Origin of the sequence: Streptomyces sp. NPDC050549 (genome assembly GCF_040655035.1) — a bacterium.
GTDB lineage: Bacteria > Actinomycetota > Actinomycetes > Streptomycetales > Streptomycetaceae > Streptomyces.
The window spans coordinates 30,614-48,055 of sequence record NZ_JBFAJD010000003.1 but is presented as its reverse complement, the minus strand read 5'-3'; the positions used below and the strand labels follow the sequence as shown (position 1 = coordinate 48,055).

The window sequence follows — 17,442 nt, the reverse complement described above, 5'->3', positions numbered from 1 at the left end:
CAGGCCGCTCACCGCCGCGGTCGTGCGAAGGAAATTCCGTCCCGTGAATATCGTGACCCTCCTCCCGTTCATCGTGCTCATCGGGGCCATGTTCCTGATGACCCGCTCTGCCAAGCGCAAGCAGCAGGCGGCCGCGTCGATGCGTAATGACATGCAGCCCGGCACCGGCGTCCGCACGATCGGGGGCGTGTACGCGACGGTCAAGGAGGTCAACGAGGAGACGGTTCTCCTCGACGCCGGCCCCGGTGTCGAGCTCCTCTTCGCGAAGAACGCGATCGGCGCCGTCCTCACCGACGACGAGTACAACCGCATCGTCCACGGCATCGAGCACGACCTGAAGGACGACTCCGACGTCGTCCCGGACGACGCTTCCTCCCTCACCGAGACCGACGAGCCCGCCGCCGACTCTTCCGACGACAAGCCCATCGACCTCGGCAAGAAGGACGCGGCCGAAGAGCCCGCCGACGCCACCGAGGAGCCGGCTGAGGCCGCAGAGGCCAAGACGGACGAAGAGCCGAAGAAGACCGACGGCGACTCCGACGCGAAGTAGTCACGTCCCGGGAGCGCGGCGCGATCCGCTTGCGCCCCGCGCACCCCGGGTACGTGCGTGGCTCGCACGGGATCCCGACACCATGTCATGGCCGCAGGCGCGCTGACCCGGCGCGGAGCGGCCCGAGAGGGAGTACGAGAAGGTGGCAGCACCTAAGAGGGGCCGTAGCGCGAGCGCCCAGAGCAAGCCAGGGCGCTCGCTGGCCCTCATCCTGATCGCCATTGTGGCGCTCACCGGTGGCATGTTCGCATCCGGGCACACCACTCCGCGTCTCGGCATCGACCTGGCCGGCGGTACGAGCATCACTCTCCGGGCCGTCCCGGAGAAGGGCCAGGAGTCCGCGATCAACAAGGCCAACATGAACACCGCGGTCGACATCATGAACCGCCGTGTCAATGGTCTTGGTGTCTCGGAGGCCGAGGTCCAGACGCAGGGCACCAGGAACATCATCGTCAACATCCCCAAGGGCACGAACTCGGAGGAGGCGCGGCAGCAGGTCGGTACCACGGCCAAGCTGTACTTCCGCCCGGTCCTGGCCACGGAGGCGTCGGTCGGCGCCGCGGCGAGCCCGTCCCCGAGTGCTTCCGGCAGCGCCTCCAGCAGCCCGTCGAGCTCGGCCAGTCCCAAGACGACCGCCTCGTCGTCGAAGACCGGCTCCGCGACCCCGTCGGCCAGCGCCACCTCGCAGGGACGTGCGGCCAGCGACGCCCTGAAGGCTGGCTCCACCCCGTCCGCGAGCGCCAGCGCCTCGGCCTCGGCCAGCGCCTCCCCGTCGGCGTCCAGCAGCAGCGCCGCCAGCGCGGCGGCGGCCAAGCTGGAGGCCCAGTACACCGCGCTCGACTGCTCCAAGAAGTCGGTCCAGAACACCGCGGGCAAGGGCGCCAAGGCCACCGACGCGACCGTGGCCTGCGGCCAGGTCAGCGGCGTCTGGTACAAGTACCTGCTCGGTCCCGCCGCCGTAGACGGCACGGACGTCAAGAAGGCCTCGGCCGTCTACAACACGACGACCGCCGCCGGCTGGCAGGTCACCATGGACTTCACCGGCAAGGGCGGCGACAAGTTCGCCAAGGTCACCGGTGAGCTGGCGAAGAACACCACCCCGCAGAACGAGTTCGGCATCGTCCTCGACGGCCAGGTCGTCTCCAGCCCCTCCGTCAGCTCGTCGATCACCGGCGGCAGCGCGGAGATCTCCGGCAGCTTCACCCAGGAAGAGGCCCAGAGCCTCGCCAACATGCTGTCGTACGGCGCCCTGCCGCTGACCTTCAAGGAGGACAGCGTCACCACGGTGACCGCGGCCCTCGGCGGTGAGCAGCTGCACGCCGGTCTGATCGCGGGTGCGATCGGCCTCGCGCTGGTCGTCATCTACCTGCTGATCTTCTACCGCGGCCTGTCGGTCATCGCGATCCCGTCGCTGCTGGTCTCCGCGATCCTCACCTACGTGATCATGGCCCTGCTCGGCCCCGGTATCGGCTTCGCGCTGAACCTGCCGGCCGTCTGTGGCGCGATCGTCGCGATCGGTATCACCGCGGACTCGTTCATCGTGTTCTTCGAACGCATCAGGGACGAGATCCGCGAGGGCCGCTCGCTGCGCCCCGCCGTCGAGCGGGCCTGGCCCCGCGCCCGGCGCACCATCCTGGTCTCCGACTTCGTGTCGTTCCTCGCCGCCGCGGTGCTGTTCATCGTCACCGTCGGCAAGGTCCAGGGCTTCGCGTTCACGCTCGGTCTGACCACCGTGCTCGACGTCGTCGTGGTCTTCCTCTTCACCAAGCCGCTGATGACGATCCTCGCCCGCCGTAAGTTCTTCGCGACCGGCCACAAGTTCTCCGGCCTCGACCCGAAGGCCCTCGGCGCCAAGGCGCCCCTGCGCCGCACCCGCCGCCCCTCCGCCCCCGTCGACCCGAAGGAGGCGTGAGATGTCGAAGCTCGGCAACCTCGGCGCCCGACTGCACCGTGGCGAGGTCGGGTACGACTTCGTCGGCAATCGCAAGATCTGGTACGGCATCTCGATCCTGATCACCATCACGGCCATCCTCGGCCTGACGGTGCGCGGCCTGAACATGGGCATCGAGTTCCAGGGCGGCGCCGCCTTCACCACGCCGAAGCACATGAGCGCCTCGGTGACCCAGGCCGAGAAGTACGCCCAGGACGCCTCCGGCCACGAGGCGGTCGTCCAGAAGCTCGGCGACGGCAGCCTGCGCATCCAGATCGCGGGCATCGACACCGACAAGTCCGACACCATCAAGGCGCAGCTGGCCAAGGACCTGAACGTCAGCTCCGAGAACATCGCCGCCGACCTGGTCGGTCCCAGCTGGGGCGACCAGATCGCCAACAAGGCCTGGGAGGGCCTGGCGATCTTCATGGTGCTGGTCGTGATCTATCTGGCGATCGCCTTCGAGTGGCGCATGGCCCTGGCCGCGCTGGTCGCCCTGATCCACGACATCACCATCACCATCGGCATCTACGCCCTCGTCGGCTTCGAGGTCACGCCCGGCACGGTGATCGGTCTGCTGACCATCCTCGGTTACTCGCTCTACGACACGGTCGTCGTCTTCGACAGCCTCAAGGAGCAGACCAAGGACATCACCAAGCAGACCCGCTGGACCTACAGCGACATCGCCAACCGCTCGATCAACGGCACCCTGGTGCGTTCCATCAACACCACGGTCGTCGCGCTGCTGCCGGTCGCGGCCCTGCTGTTCATCGGCGGCGGTTTCCTCGGCGCGGGTGTCCTCAACGACATCTCGCTGTCGCTGTTCGTCGGTCTCGCGGCCGGTGCGTACTCCTCGATCTTCATCGCCACGCCGCTCGTCGCCGACCTCAAGGAGGCCGAGCCGCAGATGAAGGCGCTCAAGAAGCGCGTCCTCGCCAAGCGGGCCCAGGCCGCCGCGCAGGGCGAGCCGGTCGAGCCCGAGGTCACCGACCACTCGGACGACGACGACTACGACGACGAGGACGCGGCAGCGGTCGTAGGACCGCGCACCCAGCCGGCGTCCCGCAACCGCGGCCGTGGCCGCCCCTCGGGGAAGCGCCGATGACCGACGTCCAGGAGCTGCTGCTCAGCCGTATCCGCGATGTGGCCGACTACCCGGAGCCGGGCGTGATGTTCAAGGACATCACCCCGCTCCTGGCGGACCCGGCCGCGTTCACGGCCCTCACGGACGCGCTCGCCGAGATCGTCGTGACCACCGGAGCCACCAAGGTCGTCGGCCTGGAGGCCCGCGGGTTCATCCTCGGTGCCCCCGTGGCCGTCCGCGCGGGCGTCGGCTTCATCCCCGTGCGCAAGGCGGGCAAGCTCCCCGGAGCCACCCTCAGCCAGGCGTACGACCTGGAGTACGGCTCCGCCGAGATCGAGGTGCACGCCGAGGACCTGAGCGCCGTGGACCGCATCCTGGTCGTCGACGACGTCCTGGCCACCGGCGGTACCGCCGAGGCCTCCCTGCGGCTGATCCGCAGGGCGGGCGCCGAGGTCGCCGGTGTGGCCGTCCTGATGGAGCTCGGTTTCCTGGGCGGCCGGGCCCGGCTCGCGCCTGCCCTCGCCGGGGCTCCCCTGGAGGCCCTGCTCCAGATCTGAACACCGTCGGGAAAGCCACAGGAAGGCCTCAGAAAAGCCCTGTGACACCCGTAGGACACCGCGGAGGCGGGCCCGGAGGAATCCGGTGCCCGCCTCTCGTGTTTCACCGGTAGACGGCCCTCACATGGGCCTGAAGGCGATCCCCGAGCCCGGGATCGCTACCATGGGCACTCCGGAGCCTGACCGGGGGACCCGGATCGCGCACGAGGAGTCCTCTTGGCAGACGAGGCCCAGCCCCTGACCGCCGCCAAGCCCGAGCCCACCCCGGGCCCCGCGGCACAGCCCGCGCCCGGCGCGACGACCGCGGCCGGCGAGCCGAGCGGGACGGCGGAGCACGCCCAGACGGCGCCCGCCGACAAGGCGGCGGAGTCCTCGCGCCCCAAGCCGGACCAGCCCGAGCGCCCGGCACCGGCCCCCGCGCCCCGGCCCACGGCCGGTCAGCCCGCCCGCACCGGCGGCGGCTCCTCCAACCGCGTCCGCGCCCGCCTGGCCCGTCTCGGCGTGCAGCGCTCCAACCCGTACAACCCGGTCCTGGAGCCCCTGCTGCGGATAGTGCGCAGCAACGACCCGAAGATCGAGACGGCCACCCTCCGCCAGGTCGAGAACGCCTACCAGGTGGCCGAGCGCTGGCACCGCGGCCAGAAGCGCAAGAGCGGCGACCCGTACATCACGCACCCGCTCGCCGTCACCACGATCCTGGCCGAACTCGGCATGGACCCGGCGACGTTGATGGCCGGCCTGCTGCACGACACCGTCGAGGACACCGAGTACGGTCTCGACCAGCTCCGCCGCGACTTCGGCGACTCCGTGGCCCTCCTCGTCGACGGCGTCACCAAGCTCGACAAGGTCAAGTTCGGTGAGGCCGCGCAGGCCGAGACCGTGCGCAAGATGGTCGTCGCCATGGCCAAGGACCCGCGCGTCCTGGTCATCAAGCTCGCCGACCGCCTGCACAACATGCGCACCATGCGCTACCTCAAGCGCGAGAAGCAGGAGAAGAAGGCGCGCGAGACCCTGGAGATCTACGCGCCGCTCGCCCACCGCCTGGGCATGAACACCATCAAGTGGGAGCTGGAGGACCTCGCCTTCGCGATCCTCTACCCCAAGATGTACGACGAGATCGTCCGGCTGGTGGCCGAGCGGGCACCGAAGCGTGACGAGTACCTGGCCATAGTGACCGACGAGGTCCAGACCGACCTGCGCGCCGCCCGCATCAAGGCGACCGTCACCGGCCGACCGAAGCACTACTACAGCGTCTACCAGAAGATGATCGTCCGCGGTCGCGACTTCGCGGAGATCTACGACCTGGTGGGCATCCGCGTCCTCGTGGACACCGTCCGCGACTGCTACGCGGCTCTCGGCACCGTGCACGCGCGATGGAACCCGGTCCCCGGCCGGTTCAAGGACTACATCGCGATGCCCAAGTTCAACATGTACCAGTCGCTGCACACGACGGTGATCGGCCCCAACGGCAAGCCTGTTGAGCTCCAGATCCGCACCTTCGACATGCACCGCCGCGCCGAGTACGGCATCGCCGCGCACTGGAAGTACAAGCAGGAGGCCGTCGCCGGCACCTCAAAGGTCCGCTCGGACCAGCCGAGGACCACAGGCAAGGACGACCACCTCAACGACATGGCGTGGCTGCGCCAGTTGCTCGACTGGCAGAAGGAGACCGAGGATCCGGGCGAGTTCCTGGAGTCCCTGCGCTTCGACCTGTCCCGCAACGAGGTCTTCGTCTTCACGCCCAAGGGCGACGTGATAGCGCTGCCCGCCGGCGCCACCCCGGTGGACTTCTCCTACGCGGTGCACACCGAGGTCGGCCACCGGACCATAGGAGCACGGGTCAACGGTCGGCTCGTACCGCTCGAATCCACCCTGGACAACGGCGACCTGGTGGAGGTCTTCACCTCCAAGGCACCCGGCGCGGGCCCCTCCCGCGACTGGCTCGGCTTCGTCAAGTCGCCGCGCGCCCGCAACAAGATCAGAGCCTGGTTCTCCAAGGAGCGCCGCGACGAGGCGATCGAGCAGGGCAAGGACGCCATCGCCCGCGCGATGCGCAAGCAGAACCTGCCGATCCAGCGCATCCTTACCGGCGACTCCCTGGTCACGCTCGCGCACGAGATGCGCTACCCGGACATCTCCTCGCTGTACGCGGCGATCGGCGAGGGCCATGTCGCCGCGCAGAACGTCGTACAGAAGCTGGTGCAGGCGCTCGGTGGCGAGGAGGCGGCCACCGAGGAGATCGACGAGAGCGTGCCGCCGACGCCCGGCCGGGGCCGCAAGCGCCGGTCGAACGCCGACCCGGGTGTCGTCGTCAAGGGCGTCGACGACGTGTGGGTCAAACTGGCCCGCTGCTGTACGCCCGTTCCCGGCGACCCCATCATCGGTTTCGTCACACGGGGTAGCGGCGTATCGGTTCACCGCAGCGACTGCGTCAACGTGGAGTCACTGTCCCGCGAACCCGAGCGCATCCTCGAAGTCGAGTGGGCGCCCACCCAGTCCTCGGTCTTCCTGGTCGCCATCCAGGTGGAGGCCCTGGACCGCTCCCGGCTCCTCTCGGACGTCACCCGCGTCCTGTCCGACCAGCACGTCAACATCCTCTCCGCGGCCGTCCAGACCTCCCGCGACCGCGTCGCCACCTCCCGCTTCACCTTCGAGATGGGCGACCCCAAGCACCTGGGCCACGTCCTGAAGGCGGTCAGGGGAGTGGAGGGCGTCTACGACGTCTACCGCGTGACGTCGGCGCGCAACAAGTCGTAGCGGACAGGGCACATACGAAGAAGGGGCTCCCGTACGCGATGTACGGGGGCCCCTTCTCCATGCCTACGACCGTGTCAGCCGCCGAACTCCTGGAGGCCCTTCAGCGCCTGGTCCAGCAGGGCCTGGCGGCCCTCCAGCTCGCGCTCCAGCTTGTCGGCGCGGGAGTTGTTGCCCTGGGCGCGCGCCTGCTCGATCTGGCCCTTGAGCTTGTCCACCGCGGCCTGGAGCTGGCCGGTCAGACCCTCGGCACGCGCGCGTGCCTCCGGGTTGGTCCGGCGCCACTCGGTCTCCTCGGACTCCTGGAGGGCCCGCTCCACCGCGTGCATCCGGCCCTCGACCTTCGGACGGGAGTCACGCGGCACATGGCCGATGGCCTCCCAGCGCTCGTTGATCGAGCGGAAGGCCGCGCGGGCCGCCTTGAGGTCGCCGATCGGCAGCAGCTTCTCGGCCTCCTCGGCGAGCTCCTCCTTGAGCTTCAGGTTCTCCGTCTGCTCCGCGTCCCGCTCGGCGAAGACGGAGCTGCGGGCGGCGAAGAAGACGTCCTGGGCGCCGCGGAAGCGGTTCCACAGATCGTCCTCGTGCTCGCGCTGGGCGCGGCCCGCCGCCTTCCAGTCGGACATCAGCTCGCGGTACCGCGCGGCCGTGGGACCCCAGTCCGTCGAGGACGACAGGCCCTCGGCCTCGGCGACCAGCTTCTCCTTGGTCTTGCGGGCCTCCTCGCGCTGCGCGTCCAGCGACGCGAAGTGCGCCTTGCGGCGCTTGGAGAAGGCCGACCGGGCGTGCGAGAAGCGGTGCCACAGTTCGTCGTCCGACTTGCGGTCCAGGCGCGGCAGACCCTTCCAGGTGTCCACCAGGGCGCGCAGCCGCTCACCGGCGGCCCGCCACTGGTCGGACTGCGCCAGCTCCTCCGCCTCGACGACCAGCGCCTCCTTGGCGTGCCGGGCCTCGTCGGACTGCTTGGCGCGCTGCTGCTTGCGCTCCTCGCGGCGGGCCTCGACGGTCTCCACGAGCTTGTCGAGCCGGACCCGCAGTGCGGCGAGGTCGCCGACCGCGTGGTGGGCGTCGACCTGCTCGCGCAGATGGTCGACGGCGGCCTGCGCGTCCTTCGCCGACAGGTCGGTGGTCTTCACGCGCTTTTCGAGGAGGCCGATCTCGACAACCAGGCCCTCATACTTGCGTTCGAAGTAAGCCAGCGCCTCGTCAGGGGAGCCGGCCTGCCAGGAACCGACGACCTGCTCGCCGTCGGCCGTACGCACGTACACGGTCCCCGTCTCGTCGACGCGTCCCCACGGGTCGCTGCTCACAGCGCCTCCTCCACATGATGCCTGCACAGGGCCTCTGTGCCCCCGGGCATCGTCCACAGTTTCGTCACGGCCAACATAGGCGACCGGCGGGTTGCCTGTCCGCATCCCGCGCGACCGAAGTTTCCCTGTTGACGGTCAGGATTTGGTGACGGTCGCCTTGTTGATCACGACGGTCGCGTTCGGTGCGCCGTCGCCCTGCCCCGTGCTCTCACCGGCCGCCGCGATCTTGTTCAGAACCTTCATCCCGGAGGCCGAGATGGTACCGAACGGGGTGTAGCTCGCCGGGAGCGGACTGGCCTTGTAGACGAGGAAGAACTGGCTGCCGCCGGTGTGCTTCTGACCCGTGTTGGCCATCGCCACCGTGCCCGCCGGGTACGACCCGCCCTTGAGGCTGGTGTCCTTCAGGTTCTCGTCCGGGATCGTGTAGCCGGGACCGCCGCTGCCGGCGCCCGTCGGGTCGCCGCACTGCAGCACGTAGATGCCGTTGGTGGTGAGCCGGTGGCACTTCGTGTGGTCGAAGAAGCCCTTGCTCGCAAGGAAGTTGAACGAGTTCACGGTGTGCGGCGCGGCCGACGTCTTCAGCGCGATGTCGATGTCGCCGCAGGTCGTCGCCAGCTTCATCGTGTACTTCGCCGACTTGTCGATCGTGATCGCCGGCTCTTTCTTCCAGGTCTCCGTCTTGATCTTGCCCGCGGCCGGCTTCGCGCACGGGTCCGGCGCCTTGCTCGTCGCCGAGGCACTGGGCGTCACGTCCGCGCTCGCGTTGGACTTCTTGTCGTCCTTCATGACCCCGGTCGTGTACAGCACGACGCTGCCGATCACGATCACGCCGAGCACCGACGCGATCACCGAGTTGCGCGCCCGCGCCTTGCGCCGCGCGGCCGTGCGCCGCTGCTGCTGCCGCAAGAACTTCTCCCGCGCGAGCTGCCGCTTCCGCTGTTCCTGGGTGACCACCGGATTCTCTCCTCATGCGTCTCGTACGTCGACTGGGACGCGTGCGTCTTGTGAGCCGACCGCCTGCGTGTGCCCCGTACCGTATATGGGTTCGCTGAGGATTCGGCAGCGCCGGTAGGCTCTGACCACTGAGGCAGGGATCCTTATCCCCACCCGTATCGACACAACGAAGGACGATCGTGCTCATTGCCGGGTTCCCCGCCGGGGCCTGGGGGACGAACTGTTATCTCGTCGCCCCCGCCGCCGGTGAGGAGTGCGTGATCATCGACCCGGGCCATCAGGCCGCCCAGGGAGTCGAGGAAGCGCTGAAGAAGCATCGGCTCAAGCCCGTCGCGGTCGTCCTCACCCATGGCCACATCGACCATGTGGCCTCGGTCGTCCCGGTGTGCGGCGCGCACGACGTGCCGGCCTGGATCCACCCCGAGGACCGCTACATGCTGAGCGACCCGGAGAAGGCGCTCGGCCGCTCGATCGGGATGCCGCTGATGGGCGAGCTGACCGTGGGGGAGCCCGACGACGTCAAGGAGCTGACCGACGGCGCGCGGCTGGAGCTGGCGGGACTGGAGTTCTCGGTCGCGCACGCGCCGGGCCATACGAAGGGGTCGGTGACCTTCCGGATGCCCGAGAACCCGGAGATCCCCTCCGTGTTCTTCTCCGGGGATCTGCTCTTCGCCGGCTCCATCGGACGCACCGACCTGCCCGGCGGCTCCCACGCCGAGATCCTCGACTCGCTGGCCCGTGTGTGCCTGCCGCTCGACGACTCGACCGTGGTGCTGTCCGGCCACGGCCCCCAGACGACCATCGGCCAGGAGCGCGCCACCAACCCGTACTTGCGGGAGGTGGCCGCCGGCCTCGGGAGCTCGGAAGCTCCCCGACGAGGAATGTGACGAGAGACTTTTCGTGAGCACCTTTCAGGCCCCCAAGGGCACGTACGACCTGATTCCGCCGGAGTCGGCCAAGTACCTCGCCGTACGCGAGGCGATCGCCGCTCCGCTGCGCAACTCCGGCTACGGCTACATCGAGACGCCCGGCTTCGAGAACGTCGAGCTGTTCGCGCGCGGTGTCGGTGAGTCCACCGACATCGTGACCAAGGAGATGTACGCCTTCGAGACCAAGGGCGGCGACCGGCTCGCCCTGCGTCCCGAGGGCACGGCCTCCGTACTGCGCGCGGCACTCGAGGCCAACCTGCACAAGCTGGGCAACCTCCCGGTCAAGCTCTGGTACTCGGGCTCCTACTACCGCTACGAGCGCCCCCAGAAGGGCCGCTACCGCCACTTCTCCCAGGTGGGCGCCGAGGCGATCGGTGCCGAGGACCCGGCGCTGGACGCCGAGTTGATCATCCTGGCGGACCAGGCGTACCGCTCCCTGGGCCTCAGGAACTTCCGCATCCTCCTCAACAGCCTGGGCGACAAGGAATGCCGTCCGGTCTACCGCGCCGCGCTCCAGGACTTCCTGCGCGGCCTGGACCTCGACGAGGAGACGCTCCGCCGCGCGGACATCAACCCGCTCCGGGTCCTCGACGACAAACGCCCGGATGTCCAGAAGCAGTTGACGGACGCCCCGCTGCTGCGCGACTACCTGTGCGACGCCTGCAAGGCGTACCACGAGGAGGTCCGCGAACTGATCACCGCGGCGGGCGTGGGTTTTGAGGACGACCCGAAGCTGGTCCGTGGCCTGGACTACTACACCCGCACCACCTTCGAGTTCGTCCACGACGGTCTGGGTTCCCAGTCCGCGGTGGGCGGCGGCGGCCGCTACGACGGCCTGTCCGAGATGATCGGCGGCCCCGCACTGCCCTCCGTGGGCTGGGCGTTGGGCGTCGACCGCACGGTCCTGGCCCTGGAGGCGGAGGGCGTCGAACTCGAACTCCCCGCGTCCACGAGTGTGTTCGCGGTCCCGCTGGGCGAGGAGGCCCGCCGGGTCCTGTTCGCCAAGGTGACCGAACTCCGCAAGCTGGGCATCGCGGCCGACTTCTCCTACGGCTCCAAGGGCCTCAAGGGCGCCATGAAGAGCGCCAACCGCAGCGGCGCCCGCTACACGATCGTCGCGGGCGAACGGGACCTCGCCGAGGGCGTCGTACAGCTCAAGGACATGGAGTCCGGAGAGCAGTCGGCGGTCGCGGTGAACGAGATCGTGGCGGAGCTGGAGTCGAAGCTGGGCTGAGGTGGGGCGGGGCGGGGACTACGCCGGAGGGGCTGAGTTTCCTGGTCTTTCAGCCCGTCCGGCGTTTGAGGACGAGACCGTTCAGGCCGAAGCGGGGGTCTGGGGGCGGCAGCCCCCAGGTACGGGACGGGCAGGGGCGGCGGGGGCGAGGAATCGCTAGTCCAGCAACCCGTACCGCATCGCACTCGTCACCGCCGCCGTCCGGTCGTCCACCCCCAACTTCCCGAAGACCCGTAGCAGATGGGTCTTCACGGTCGACTCCCCGATGTACAACCGCCGCCCGATCTCCGCGTTCGTGCACCCCTCCGCCACCAACCGCAGTACGGCCGTCTCCCGCTCCGACAACCGCGGCCGCTCCGGCTTCGTCCGCAACTGGTCCACCAACCGCGCCGCCACCGAGGGCGCCAACACCGTTTCGCCCCGCGCGGCGGCCCGTACCGCGTCGGCCAGTTCACCCCGGGGCAGGTCCTTCAGCAGATAGCCCGCCGCCCCCGCCTCCACCGCGCGCAGAATGTCCCGGTCCGTGTCGTACGTCGTGAGGACGATCACCCGGCACGGCAGCCCGGCCTCGCTCATCCGCACGATGGAGTCGACACCTCCGCCGCCCGGCATCCGCAGGTCCATCAGCACGATGTCGGGCCGGAGTTCGGCCGCCAGCGCCTCCGCCTGCGGCCCGCTGGACGCGTCGGCGATCACGTCGAGATCCCGTTCGGCACTGAGCATGGCGCGCAGACCCTCCCGTACGACGGGATGGTCGTCGGCCAGCACGATCCGGATCATCGGGGACTCCTCAAGGGCGACGCAGGGGATGCGGGGGATGCGGCGGATGCGGGGGACACCGGCAGCCGGACCGTCACCGTCGTGCCGCCGCCCGGCACGCTGCGCACCCGAGCCGTCCCGCCCACCTCGGCGGCCCGGGTGCGCAGCCCCGCCAGGCCGTAGCCGCCGGCCACCGCGGCCGGGTCGAAGCCGCACCCGTCGTCCCGTACCGACACGGTGAGTTGATCGTCGGCGTACGCCAGCGTGAGGCTCACCTTCGCCGAACTCCCCGCGTGCTTGCGGGCGTTGGCAAGAGCCTCCTGGCAGGAACGCAGCGCGACCACCTCGGGCGCCGCAGGCAACGCCCTTACCGGGCCGGTGACTTGGAGCGCCGCGTCATGGCGGGCGGCGAGCCGGCGCAGGGCGTCCGGCAGTGAGGCGTCGGCGAGGTCGGCCGGGGTGCCGCCGGCGACCAGGGCACGGGCCTCGGCGAGGTTCTGCCGGGCGGTCTCGTCCATCAGGGCGAGGTGGCGACGGGCTTGCGGGAGGTCCTCGTCCAGCTCGGCCTCCACCGCCTGGATCAGCATCAGCAGGCTGGTGAAGCCCTGGGCGAGGGTGTCGTGGATCTCCCGGGCCATGCGCTCGCGTTCGGCCAGCGCGCCGTGCGCCGACGACAGCCGGGAAACCTCGTGGCGGCTCGCGTCCAGTTCGGCGATCAACTCGGCGCGCTCCTGGCTCTGTTCGATGATGCGGATGATCCAGCTACCCAGGGCCATCGAGAAGACCAGGGTGACCGCGGCGAACACCGAGTTGAAGAACACGTCGTGGGCGCCGGGCCACCACAGCAGCGCCCAGCCGATCACCGGCGCGATGTTGATCACGGTCACCGCGATCAGTGCCCAGCGCAGCCGGAGCATCATGAAGCAGGGCGGGACGAGGGCGAAGGCCATCAGCCGGGTCTCGCCGACCAGCACCGCCGACGGCAGGAACAGCGCCATCTGCGCCGCGAGGTAGGAGACGGCCCGCCGCTCGTCGGGCGGATCGCCCCGCAGGACAGGGCGCCCGAACCAGACGTACAGCGGAACCAGCGGGGCGAGCAGCCCGGCCGCCACCACGCGCACCGGCCACCCCGGCTTGTCCGTGCCGAGCACGAACACCAGGGTGGCCAGCCAGATCAGGGCGAAGTACGTGTCCCAGAGCCGGAAGGAGCGGTCCCAGGTGTACGAGCCCTTCACCGGGGCGGGAACGGTCATCCGTCGCGCCGGTTCTTCCACCGGAAGGTCAGCAGGCACAGCAGCAATCCTCCGACGCACCATGCCCCGAGCACCAGCGCGATCTTCCCGAACTCCCAGCTACCGGCCTGCTCCAGCACCTGCGCCGACGAGGGCAGGAACACCCCGCGGAGCCCCTGGCACATCCACTTCAGCGGGAACAGGGCACCGATGTTGAGCATCCAGTCCGGGATCGTGTCGATCGAGATGTACACCCCGGAGATGAACTGCAGGACCAGGAAGGGCAGTACGACCACGGAGGTCGCGCTCTTGCCGGACTTGGGGACTGAGCTGACCGCGATGCCGAGCAACGCGCATGCCGTGAGACCGAGCACGAAGATCCACCCGAAGTCCAGCCACTTGCCGGCGGACGAGGGCAGGTCCACGCCGTAGAAGCTGGTCCCGACGAACAGCAGGATCGCCGTCTCCAGCAGGCCCGTGACCAGAACCAGCCAGATCTTGCCGAGGAAGTACGCGGCCGGTGGCATCGGCGTGCCGCGCAGCCGGCGCAGCACCTTCTCGTCGCGTTCGATCGCGATCGAGATGCCGAGGGACTGGAAACTCGTCGACATGATGCCGGCGGCCATCATGGCCGGGACGTAGAGCTGGGAGGCGGTCACGCCCGCGCCTCGGACGTCGTCCTTGAAGATCGACGCGAAGAGGAAGAGGAAGACGACCGGGAAGGCGAAGGTGAAGACCACCTGGTCGCGCTGGCGGAAGAACTGTTTGAGCTCCAGCACCCCGCGCCGCAGCCCGAGCCCCCAGGCGCCGGGCAGCCGTCCCTCGGAGGTCCGGGACCGGGCCCGCACTGCCGTCGTGGTCATCGCACGTCCTCCTGTCCGGTCAGCCGGAGGTAGACGTCCTCCAGGGTGGGGCGGGTCACCAGCAGGCCGGGGATCTCGCCGTCGAAGCGGTGCATGAGCTCGGCCACGACCTTGGTGGGAGTGTCGGTGCGCTCCGCGCGCGGGGTGCCGTCCGGCTCGGTCCACTCGACGGTGGCTCCGGTGCCGTGGCGCTCGCGCAGGGCGGCCGGTTCGCCCTCGGCGACCACACGGCCCTTGGCGACTATGGCGAGGCGGTCGGCGAGGTTCTCCGCCTCCTCCAGGTAGTGGGTGGTGAGGAGGATGGTTGTGCCCTCGCCGGCGAGCTTGCGGATCAGGTCCCAGAACTGGCGCCGGGCCGCCGGATCGAAACCGGTCGTCGGCTCGTCCAGGAGCAGGAGTTCCGGATCGCCGATCACTCCGAGGGCCACGTCCAGACGCCTGCGCTGGCCGCCCGAGAGCGCCTTGATGCGGCTGTCCGCCTTGGCCTCCAGACCCACCAGGCCGATGACCTCCTCGGGGTCGCGCGGACGCGGGTAGTAGCGGGCGAAGTGCCGTACGGTCTCGCCGACCGTCAACTCCGCGGGTGCCGATTCGTCCTGCCAGACGATGCCGACCCGGGAACGCCACGCGCGCGTGCCCGTCGCCGGGTCCGACCCGAGTACCAGGACCTCGCCCGCGTCCCGTCCCCGGTTGCCCTGGAGGATCTCCACCGTGGTGCTCTTGCCCGCGCCGTTGGGCCCGAGCAGCCCGAACACCTCTCCCGTACGGATTTCGAGATCGATTCCGGCTACGGCGGTCACGTCCCCGTACTGCTTGCGCAGCCCCCGCACATCCACTGCGAGTTCGTTCGCCTGTGTTGTCATGCCATGAGCATCGTCCGGAATCGAGCGCTCAGGGACGACCGTGCGTACTTCCTTATGTCCACCGAACGGTGGACAGGCCCGTGCGTGCGGCACAATGGCCCTGCCCGAAGATGGTCCAACTCTCAAGTGACGGATCGGCGTGATGAGCAAGACGACAGTGAAGGACGTCTCCACCGACTCCGAGCCGGAGCACACGGCCGAGGAGCCGCGCACGGTCGGCAGCAGCCGGGCCTTCGCCGTGCTGCTGGTGATCACCGGTGCGGCCGGTCTGCTCGCCGCGTGGGTCATCACGATCGACAAGTTCAAGATCCTTGAGGGCAAGCTCGCGGGCAAGACGTTCACCCCGAGCTGCAGCATCAACCCGATCGTGTCCTGCGGCAGCGTCATGGAGAGCAAGCAGGCCGCCGCCTTCGGCTTCCCGAACCCGATGCTCGGCCTGGTCGCCTACGGCATCGTCATCTGCGTCGGCGTCAGCCTGCTCACCCGGGTGAAGTTCCCGCGCTGGTACTGGCTGACCTTCAACTTCGGCACGCTCTTCGGAGTGGGCTTCTGCACCTGGCTGCAGTTCCAGTCGCTGTACCGGATCAACGCGCTGTGCCTGTGGTGCTCGCTGGCCTGGGTCGCCACGATCACGATGTTCTGGTATGTCACGTCGTTCAACATGCGCAACGACTTCCTGAAGGTCCCGCGCCCGGTGAAGAACTTCCTGGGCGAGTTCACCTGGGTCCTCCCGGTCACCCACGTCGGCATCATCGCCATGCTGATCCTGACCCGCTGGGGCACCCAGCTCTGGGCCTGACCTCGGCCCCGACGGGATTGTCAGTGCGGTGACATAGGGTTTTGGACGTGGAGCCCGACCTTTTCACCGCCGCAGCCGAAGAACGCCAGGAGAAGGACCCGTCCAGCAGTCCCCTGGCGGTACGGATGCGCCCGCGCACCCTCGACGAGGTCGTGGGCCAGCAGCACCTGCTGAAGCCGGGCTCACCCCTGCGCAGGCTCGTCGGCGAGGGCTCGGGCGGCCCGGCCGGACCGTCCTCGGTGATCCTCTGGGGGCCGCCCGGCACCGGGAAGACGACCCTCGCCTACGTCGTCTCCAAGGCCACCAACAAGCGGTTCGTGGAGCTGTCCGCGATCACCGCAGGGGTCAAGGAGGTCCGCGCGGTCATCGACGGCGCCCGGCGCGCGACCGGCGGCTTCGGCAAGGAGACCGTCCTCTTCCTCGACGAGATCCACCGCTTCAGCAAGGCCCAGCAGGACTCCCTCCTCCCCGCCGTCGAGAACCGCTGGGTGACCCTGATCGCGGCGACCACGGAGAACCCGTACTTCTCGGTGATCTCCCCGCTCCTGTCCCGCTCCCTCCTCCTGACCCTCGAACCCCTCACGGACGACGACCTGCGCGCCCTGCTGCGCCGGGCCCTGTCCGACGAGCGCGGCCTCAAGGACGCGGTCACCCTCCCCGAGGACAGCGAGAACCATCTGCTGCGCATCGCCGGCGGCGACGCCCGCCGCGCGCTGACCGCACTGGAGGCCGCTGCCGGGGCCGCCCTCGACAAGGGCGAGCCGGACATCACCCTCCAGACCCTGGAGGAGACGGTCGACCGGGCCGCCGTGAAGTACGACCGCGACGGCGACCAGCACTACGACGTGGCCAGCGCCCTCATCAAGTCCATCCGCGGCTCCGACGTCGACGCGGCCCTGCACTACCTGGCCCGCATGATCGAGGCGGGCGAGGACCCCCGCTTCATCGCCCGCCGCCTGATGATCTCCGCGAGCGAGGACATCGGCCTCGCGGATCCCAACGCGCTGCCGATCGCGGTCGCCGCCGCCCAGGCCGTAGCGATGATCGGCTTCCCGGAGGCCGCGCTCACCCTCAGCCACGCCACCATCGCCCTCGCCCTCGCCCCCAAGTCGAACGCGGCGACCACGGCGATCGGCGCCGCCATGGAGGACGTACGCAAGGGGCACGCGGGCCCGGTGCCGATGCACCTGCGGGACGGGCACTACAAGGGCGCGGCCAAGCTCGGGCACGCCCAGGGGTACGTCTACCCGCACGACCTGCCCGAGGGGATCGCCGAGCAGCAGTACGCGCCGGAGGAGCTCAAGGACCGCGAGTACTACGAGCCGACCCGCCACGGAGCCGAGGCCCGGTACGCGGACGCCGTCGAGTGGACCCGCAAACACCTCGGTCGAAAGCGGTCCTGAACACCCTGTAGAATCCCCCGAAGTGCTGTGTCCCGTGCTGTCAGAACGGGACGGTCAGCCGGAGCCAGTCAAAGGGCCCAGTCCTGGGACCGGCTCCAGGAGCGTCGCGCACCGTTCGAATGGTGTCGCGGGCAGCCCACCACCATCCGTCGCAGGACGGCACCGGTCGGTGGGCCACTCGCGTGCTGCACGTAGTGCCCAGATCAGGGGAGCGGCTGCCCACC

At 69.4% G+C, this 17,442-nt stretch carries 15 protein-coding genes; 9 read left to right on the top strand and 6 right to left on the bottom strand.

From position 1 onward, the window contains the following. The first annotated feature begins 43 nt into the window (after positions 1-43). The 5 genes from yajC (at position 44) to AB0I51_RS06225 (ending at position 6,878) form a co-directional block, all read left to right on the top strand. On the top strand, positions 44-550 hold the full coding sequence (gene yajC, locus AB0I51_RS06245; protein ID WP_019066366.1) for a preprotein translocase subunit YajC: 507 nt from the start codon (positions 44-46) through the stop codon (positions 548-550). Between the two features lie 142 nt (positions 551-692). Further along, entirely contained in the window at positions 693-2,462 is a 1,770-nt protein-coding gene (gene secD, locus AB0I51_RS06240) for a protein translocase subunit SecD (protein ID WP_362971980.1), read from the top strand. Position 2,463: 1 nt separating this feature from the next. Next, a complete protein-coding gene (gene secF, locus AB0I51_RS06235) occupies positions 2,464-3,585 on the top strand; it encodes a protein translocase subunit SecF (protein ID WP_362971978.1) in 1,122 nt (373 codons plus the stop codon). After that, a complete protein-coding gene (locus AB0I51_RS06230; RefSeq protein ID WP_362971976.1) occupies positions 3,582-4,121 on the top strand; it encodes an adenine phosphoribosyltransferase in 540 nt (179 codons plus the stop codon). Before secF ends, AB0I51_RS06230 begins: the two co-directional genes overlap by 4 nt. Positions 4,122-4,337: 216 nt before the next feature. Beyond that, complete coding sequence (locus tag AB0I51_RS06225) at positions 4,338-6,878, top strand: RelA/SpoT family protein (RefSeq protein WP_362971974.1); 2,541 nt, start codon at positions 4,338-4,340, stop codon at positions 6,876-6,878. Positions 6,879-6,952: 74 nt separating this feature from the next. Here AB0I51_RS06225 and AB0I51_RS06220 read toward each other — a convergent pair whose 3' ends face one another. Further along, entirely contained in the window at positions 6,953-8,182 is a 1,230-nt protein-coding gene (locus AB0I51_RS06220) for a DUF349 domain-containing protein (protein ID WP_362971972.1), read from the bottom strand. Positions 8,183-8,317: 135 nt separating this feature from the next. Continuing rightward, positions 8,318-9,136, bottom strand: coding sequence for a peptidylprolyl isomerase (locus tag AB0I51_RS06215; RefSeq protein WP_362971970.1), 819 nt, complete (start codon positions 9,134-9,136; stop codon positions 8,318-8,320). A gap of 179 nt (positions 9,137-9,315) precedes the next feature. On the opposite strand from AB0I51_RS06215, the gene AB0I51_RS06210 reads away from it, so the two are divergent. Together AB0I51_RS06210 and hisS are read left to right on the top strand one after the other, a co-directional pair. Then, positions 9,316-10,023, top strand: coding sequence for an MBL fold metallo-hydrolase (locus AB0I51_RS06210; protein WP_362971968.1), 708 nt, complete (start codon positions 9,316-9,318; stop codon positions 10,021-10,023). 13 nt (positions 10,024-10,036) lie between these two features. Beyond that, positions 10,037-11,299, top strand: a complete 1,263-nt coding sequence (gene hisS / locus AB0I51_RS06205) for a histidine--tRNA ligase (protein WP_362971966.1) — start codon at positions 10,037-10,039, stop codon at positions 11,297-11,299. Between the two features lie 156 nt (positions 11,300-11,455). Here the strand turns inward: hisS and AB0I51_RS06200 are convergent, their stop codons facing one another. Genes AB0I51_RS06200 through AB0I51_RS06185 form a run of 4 tightly spaced genes read right to left on the bottom strand, consistent with a single transcriptional unit; the run spans position 11,456 to position 15,016 of the window. After that, positions 11,456-12,079, bottom strand: a complete 624-nt coding sequence (locus tag AB0I51_RS06200; RefSeq protein ID WP_362971964.1) for a response regulator transcription factor — start codon at positions 12,077-12,079, stop codon at positions 11,456-11,458. Continuing rightward, positions 12,076-13,311 carry a sensor histidine kinase gene (locus AB0I51_RS06195; RefSeq protein ID WP_362971962.1) on the bottom strand — a complete coding sequence of 412 codons (1,236 nt, stop codon included), beginning with the start codon at positions 13,309-13,311 and terminating at the stop codon, positions 12,076-12,078. Before AB0I51_RS06195 ends, AB0I51_RS06200 begins: the two co-directional genes overlap by 4 nt. Then, complete coding sequence (locus AB0I51_RS06190; protein WP_362971960.1) at positions 13,308-14,153, bottom strand: ABC transporter permease; 846 nt, start codon at positions 14,151-14,153, stop codon at positions 13,308-13,310. The genes AB0I51_RS06195 and AB0I51_RS06190 overlap by 4 nt, the downstream gene beginning before the upstream one ends. Then, the gene (locus AB0I51_RS06185) at positions 14,150-15,016 is read right to left on the bottom strand and encodes an ABC transporter ATP-binding protein (protein ID WP_362971958.1); all 867 of its coding nucleotides are present in this window, start codon (positions 15,014-15,016) and stop codon (positions 14,150-14,152) included. The genes AB0I51_RS06190 and AB0I51_RS06185 overlap by 4 nt, the downstream gene beginning before the upstream one ends. A gap of 142 nt (positions 15,017-15,158) precedes the next feature. Between AB0I51_RS06185 and AB0I51_RS06180 the strand changes: the two genes are divergently transcribed. Together AB0I51_RS06180 and AB0I51_RS06175 are read left to right on the top strand one after the other, a co-directional pair. Then, the gene (locus AB0I51_RS06180; protein ID WP_362971956.1) at positions 15,159-15,815 is read left to right on the top strand and encodes a vitamin K epoxide reductase family protein; all 657 of its coding nucleotides are present in this window, start codon (positions 15,159-15,161) and stop codon (positions 15,813-15,815) included. 47 nt (positions 15,816-15,862) lie between these two features. Continuing rightward, positions 15,863-17,218 (top strand): replication-associated recombination protein A, encoded by a 1,356-nt coding sequence (locus tag AB0I51_RS06175; RefSeq protein WP_362971954.1) that lies wholly within the window; start codon positions 15,863-15,865, stop codon positions 17,216-17,218. The last annotated feature ends 224 nt before the right edge of the window (positions 17,219-17,442 follow it).